Source organism: Actinomadura roseirufa (assembly GCF_900659635.1).
GTDB classification, from domain to species: Bacteria; Actinomycetota; Actinomycetes; order Streptosporangiales; family Streptosporangiaceae; genus Spirillospora; species Spirillospora roseirufa.
The window spans coordinates 1-6,008 of sequence record NZ_CAACVB010000373.1 but is presented as its reverse complement, the minus strand read 5'-3'; the positions used below and the strand labels follow the sequence as shown (position 1 = coordinate 6,008).

General features: G+C 74.5%; 3 protein-coding genes and 1 pseudogene. All 4 read right to left on the bottom strand.

What is annotated here, in order from left to right; genetic code table 11:
• On the bottom strand, nt 1-1,014 hold a 1,014-nt coding region (locus E1291_RS38160; RefSeq protein WP_131742916.1), incomplete at its 3' end, for a glucose-6-phosphate dehydrogenase assembly protein OpcA.
• 2 nt (nt 1,015-1,016) lie between these two features.
• Nucleotides 1,017-2,543: a glucose-6-phosphate dehydrogenase gene (gene zwf / locus E1291_RS38155; RefSeq protein ID WP_131742915.1), complete on the bottom strand. Its 1,527-nt coding sequence runs from the start codon at nt 2,541-2,543 to the stop codon at nt 1,017-1,019.
• 595 nt (nt 2,544-3,138) lie between these two features.
• On the bottom strand, nt 3,139-4,794 hold the full coding sequence (locus E1291_RS38150; RefSeq protein WP_131742914.1) for a phosphoheptose isomerase: 1,656 nt from the start codon (nt 4,792-4,794) through the stop codon (nt 3,139-3,141).
• A 185-nt stretch (nt 4,795-4,979) separates the two neighbouring features.
• Nucleotides 4,980-6,008, bottom strand: a pseudogene (locus E1291_RS42785) (glucose-6-phosphate isomerase); the annotation flags it as partial.

The following is a 6,008-nucleotide window of genomic DNA, read 5'->3' as shown; positions in this document are numbered from 1 at the left end:
CGGACGCGCCGTCCGCTCGGCCTCCCGCCCGGCCGCCGAGGTCGTCGCCGCGTCCGCCGTCGCCGACAGCGGCTCGCTCGCGACGCCCTCGTCGGCGGCGCCGCCCGCCAGGTCCTTGGCGAAGCGCGCCGCCGCCTCCTGGTACACCTCGTCGGGGTCGAGGCGGCGCAGCTCCTCGGCCAGCAGCTCGGCCATCGGACGGCGCATCAGCGCCACCTGCCGGTCGGGCTGGCCCGGGCGCGACAGCGTCGCCACCCGCCCGTCGGAGCGGTCGACCACGATGTCCCCGCCGGTGGTGACCAGCTTCACGCCGGTGATGCCGGGGCCCTCCGACACCGTCCGGTCGACGGCGACGCCGAGCCGGATCGACAGCCACGCCGCCAGCAGCTCGGCGCTCGGGCTGTCGGGCTCGGCGACGACCTCGCCGGACACGACCTCGTCGTGCTCCTGGTCGAGGGAGGCGGCCAGCAGCGACCGCCACGACGTCAGCCGCGTCCAGGTGAAGTCGGTGTCCCCGGGCCGGTAGCCCTCGGCGAGCTGCGCGAGCGTCCCGAGCCGGTCGCGGGCCGCGTAGGAGTCGGTGACGCGGCGCTGCGCGAGCCGGCCCAGCGGGTCCTTGGCGGGCACCTTCGGGACCTTCCCGCCCGGCCACCACGTCACCACCGGGGTGTCGGGCATCAGCAGCGGGACGACCACCGAGTCGGCGTGCTCGGCCAGCGGCCCGTACATGCGCAGCAGCACCGTCTCGCCGGGCCCGGTCTCGCCCATCCGGATCTCGGCGTCCAGCCGCGAGGAACTGCCCCGCGGGTCCCGGGAGATCACGGTCAGCACCCGGCAGGGGTGCTCGCGCGCCGCCTCGGTCGCCGCGCGCACCGCGTCGTACTGCGCCGACTCGTCGGTGACGATGATCAGCGTCAGCACCATCCCGACCGCCGGGCCGCCCATCAGGTGCCGCGCCTGGGTCAGCGCCTCCTGAATCCGCCGCGTGGAGGTGCCGGTGAGGTCGATGTTCATCGTTAGAGTCGCCTCCAAGTGCGCCCGTCGCGCGCCATCAGCTCATCGGCGCTGTCGGGCCCGTAGCCGCCGGACTTGTACTGGTCGAGACCGCCCTGATCGGCCCAGTGCGCGGTGATCGGGTCGAGGATCTTCCAGGACAGCTCCACCTCCTCCTGCCGCGGGAACAGCGGGGGGTCGCCGATCAGCACGTCCAGCAGCAGCCGCTCGTACGCCTCGGGCGACGACTCGGTGAACGACTCGCCGTAGGCGAAGTCCATGTTGACGTCGCGGATCTCCATCGAGGTGCCGGGGACCTTGGAGCCGAATCGCACCGTGATGCCCTCGTCCGGCTGTACCCGCATCACCAGCGCGTTCTGCCCGAGCTCCTCGGTGTCGGTGTGCGAGAACGGCAGGTGCGGCGCCTGCTGGAACACCATCGCCACCTCCGTCACCCGGCGGCTGAGCCGCTTGCCGGTGCGCAGGTAGAACGGCACGCCCGCCCACCGCCGGTTGTCGATCTCCAGCTTGACGGCGGCGTAGGTCTCGGTGTGCGAGTCCTGGGGGATGCCGTCCTCCTGCAGGTACCCCTTGACGCTCACGCCGCCCTGCCAGCCCTCGGCGTACTGGCCGCGCGCGGTGGACAGCGACAGGTCGCCGGGCACCCGCACCGAGGAGAGGATCTTGGCCTTCTCCGCCCGGACGGCCTCGGCGCTGAAGGAGGTGGGCTCCTCCATCGCCGTCAGGGCCAGCAGCTGCAGCAGGTGGTTCTGGATGACGTCGCGGGCCGCGCCGATGCCGTCGTAGTACCCGGCCCGGCCGCCGATGCCGATGTCCTCGGCCATCGTGATCTGCACGTGGTCGACGAACGAGCGGTTCCAGATCGGCTCGTACATCGTGTTGGCGAAGCGCAGCGCCAGGATGTTCTGCACCGTCTCCTTGCCGAGGTAGTGGTCGATCCGGAAGATCGACTCCTCGGGGAACACCTGGTGGACGGTGTCGTTCAGCTCCTTGGCGCTGGCCAGGTCGTGGCCGAACGGCTTCTCGATGACGACGCGCCGCCACGCCCGCTCCTTGCGGTCGGCGAGCCCGCTGCGCTGCAGCTGCTCGACCACCTGCGGGAAGAACTTCGGCGGTATCGACAGGTAGAAGGCGTAGTTGCCGCCGGTGCCGCGGCTCTCGTCCAGCTCCTTGACGGCCATCGCCAGCGCGTCGAACGCGCCCGGGTCGCCGAACTCGCCGGGGACGAAGTGCATGCCCTCCGACAGGTGCGTCCAGACGTCCTCGCGGAAGGGCGTCCGCGCGTGCGCCTTCACCGACTCGTAGGCGATCTGCCGGAAGTCCTCGTTCTCCCAGTCGCGGCGGGCGAAGCCGACCAGGGAGAAGCCCGGCGGCAGCAGCCCCCGGTTCGCCAGGTCGTAGATGGCCGGGAGCAGCTTCTTGCGCGACAGGTCCCCGGTGACCCCGAACAGCACGAGCACGCACGGCCCGGCCACCCGCGGCAGGCGCTTGTCCCGCGGGTCGCGGAGCGGATTGGCTGTGTTGGTCACGTGGCGGCCCCCTCTTCTCGCTCTCTGCCTTCTCGTACCGCGCCCGCGCGCGGTGCGCCGTGGACCGTTCCTGCCCACTGTCTCGTCCCGATATCACGGCCCGGCCCGGGAGGACGGCCCGCTGTGCACTCTCTGCGCATCCTGTGTTGACCACGCATCCTGTGTTGACCCCGTGTCCCATGACGCCACGGAGGTAGGTCTGGTCGAGCAGCCGGGCGATGCCCGCCCAGCGGTCCTGCGGGTGCGGCCGGACCACCCGGCGGCCGGCCTCCGGGCGCCGCGCGGGAGGCGCCGTGGGTCCGCGCGGGCAGGTCCTCGTCCGGCCGGTGCGGCCTGTCCGGTACCGGCACATCGCGGACGACGTTACCGGCCATCACCAGGTATACGCGTTTCTCCGGGAGATCATTCCCGAACGCGGGGTGAGGTCGGGCCCAACGGACCGTGACAAGTCGGGGCCGCGGCGCGGCGGGCCGCGCTCCCGTCCTCCGGACCTGCGCGGACGGCGATGTCGCCATGTCGATACATGTGGGTGCCCCGGCGGGGGACATCACCGGGACCCCGGCCGCCGGCGGCGGGGGAGGCGACGGGAAACGGGTCACCGCCGGGGTCCCGCTCCCGCCACCGCGCGCACGGCCTCGGTGAGCCGCCCGGCGCCCGCGACCGGGTCGCGCAGATGCAGCCGCAGCACGGGAAGCCCGCGGCTGCGCAGCGCCCGGACCTCGGCCAGCGCCCGCGCGAGCCGGAGCTTGGCCAGGCCGTAGGGGCGTCCCGGCACCGGGTGGGCCGCCAGCTCGTCCCCCGGCGCGGGGTCGCCGGTGATGACCAGGAAGGCGCCGTTGCCGGGGCCGTCCTTGTGGATGGGGCCGGTCGCGTGCGGGTGGGCGGGGCCGGGCCCGTACACCACGGGCCGGCCGGCGGCGCGGGCGAACGACGGGGCCAGGTACCGGCCGGAGAAGTCGCCCGCCAGGTAGGTCACCACCGACAGGTACCCGTCGGCGGGCACCGCGCCGACCAGGCCGCCGAGGACGGTGAACAGGTCCGCTCCGGGAGGCCATGGGAAGTCGGCGTGCACCTCGATGCCGTCCTCGACGTACACCGGCGGCTCCGCGGCCAGCGGGCCGGTGCCCGCCGAGCGCAGCAGCGCCGACGCGTCGTCCTCGGCGTCCTGGACGACGGTGCTGCCCACCTCGAACGGGTTGACCCCGAGCAGCCAGCCGGTCACGGCCGTCGCGTACTCCCACAGCAGGAACTGCGCGCCGAGTGGCGCGCACACCGAGGTGTCGGCGTCCTCCTGCGCGGGCGAGCGCGGGTTGAGCGCGATCGAGTGCACGTCCGGGAAGGCGCCCTTGCCGCCGGGCGCCTCCAGCGCCAGCACGCCCCTGCCGCGCTTGCCGGTGCCGACCGCCAGCAGCTGGGAGATCCACGCGCCGAGCGCGCCCGAGCCGCCGGGCCCGCGCAGCACCACCTTGTCGCGGGTGACGCCGTCCGGCGCCTGCTGGGCGCAGCCGCCGAGGATCGCCCCGAGCAGCAGACCGGGGTTGTCCTCGTCGCGCGACAGCGACGGCACCAGCGCCGCCGCGTCCTCCAGCAGCCGCCCGGCGTCGGCGCCGGCGAGCACCGCGGGCACCAGCCCGTAGGCCGACAGCGCCCCGAAGTGCCCCGGCAGGTACGGGTCGGTGAGCCCGATCCGGTACCCGCACTGGCGGGCGAAGTCGTGCAGCGGGCTGCCATGGTCGGTGATCACCAGGAACCGCCCGGCGATCTCGCGCTCGGACAGCCCGCGCTCGCGGAACGCTCCCGCGAAGATCCGCCGGTAGGCGTCCCCCTCCAGGGACACGCCCGCCTTGCTGGCCAGCACGACCAGCGTCCGGTCGAGCCGCTCGAGCGCGAACGCCAGCGCGGCGGTGTCGCCCCCGTCCAGCACGGTCAGCGTGCCGGCGGGCGCGTCCGCGTGCGCCTCCATGACCGCCTGCGCGGCCAGCCCCTCGGCCCCGACGCCGATCAGGACGATGTGGTCGAGGCCCGCCCGGCGGGCCTCGCCGACCAGGCCGTCCACCTGGGTCAGCAGCCCGCGGGACGCGAACGGCAGGTCGAGCCAGCCCAGCCGGCTGTGGTCGACCGCCCGCCGCCCCCACAGCCGCGGGTCCTTCGCGGCCAGTGCGCCGGGGACGCCGCAGTTGACGAGGTAGTCCCTCGCCTGCAGCGCCGAGTCCAGCACGTCTCCGCGGGTCAGTACGTCGAATCCGGACACCAATCCCTCCTCCCCTTATCGTTCCAGGAGAGAAAGGGCATTCGCGACCATCTCCGGTGATCTCCTCCGTGGCGTCGCAGAACGGCCAGGCAGGGCCCCGAACCGCGTTCGCCCACGGCGTGTTGGACCGCGCCCGGTACCCCGGCCATCCGGCCCGGACCGGCTCGCGGCCTGCGGCGACGCCTTCAGGAGAGCGCTTCGGCCAGTTCTGCCAGCCCCTCGGCCCGGTCGCGCAGATGGAGCCGCACCGCGGGCCGGCCCAGCGACCGCAGCACCCGCAGGTCGCCGAACGCCTGCGCCAGCTGGAGCTCGCCCAGCGTGTACGGCCGGCCCGGCACCGGGACGTCGGCCGTCACGGCACCGGTGACCTGCAAGAACGCCCCATTGGGCGGGCCGCCCTTGTGGTACTGGCCGGTCGCGTGCAGGTACCGGGGACCCCAGCCGAACGTGACGGGCGCCGCGCGCCTGCGGAGCTTGCCGCTCCGCGCGGCCAGCAGTGGCCGCAGCCCGGCGGCCGCCGCGTCCCCCGACCGGTCCAGATAGCCGAGGACGGCGAGGTAGCCGTGCTCGGGCACCGCCTCCAGCAGCGTCTCCAGCGCGTCCGTCAGCGTCTCGGCGCCCTTCAGCAGGTCCTCCGGGGCGTGGACCTCCACCGCGCCCGACACCAGCGCCGGCGGCCGGTGGACGACCGTCGGCGCCGCGCCCTCCTCCGAGCGCAGCAGGGCCGCGGTGCTCTCGCGCGACTGGCGGACGTCGGGGTCGGCGAACGGGTCGACCCCGACCACCCGGGCGGCGACGGCCGCCGCGTACTCCCACAGCAGGAACTGCGCGCCGAGCGGCCCCGCGACGCTGACCCCCGCCTCGCGGCCGGGGCCCGGCTCGTCCGGGCGGCGGCCGAGCAGGATCCGCCGCAGCTCGTCGGTCAGCTCGAAGCCGGGCGCGTCGACGCCCTCCACGACGACCGGCAGCAGCCCCTTGCCGTCCTTGCCCAGCGTCCCCGCCACGAGCTGCTCGGCCCAGCCGGTGAACCCCGCGAGGCCCGAGCCGTGGTCGGCCAGGACGAGCTTGTCGCGGTGCTCCAGCGCCGAGGACCCCAGCGCGGCGCCGAGCGCCAGCGCCGGATTGTCGTAGGGCTGGCGCAGCACGCCCGCCAGCCGGGCCGCGTCGGCGAGCAGCGCGTCCACGTCCACGCCCGCCAGCGCGGCGGGCACGAG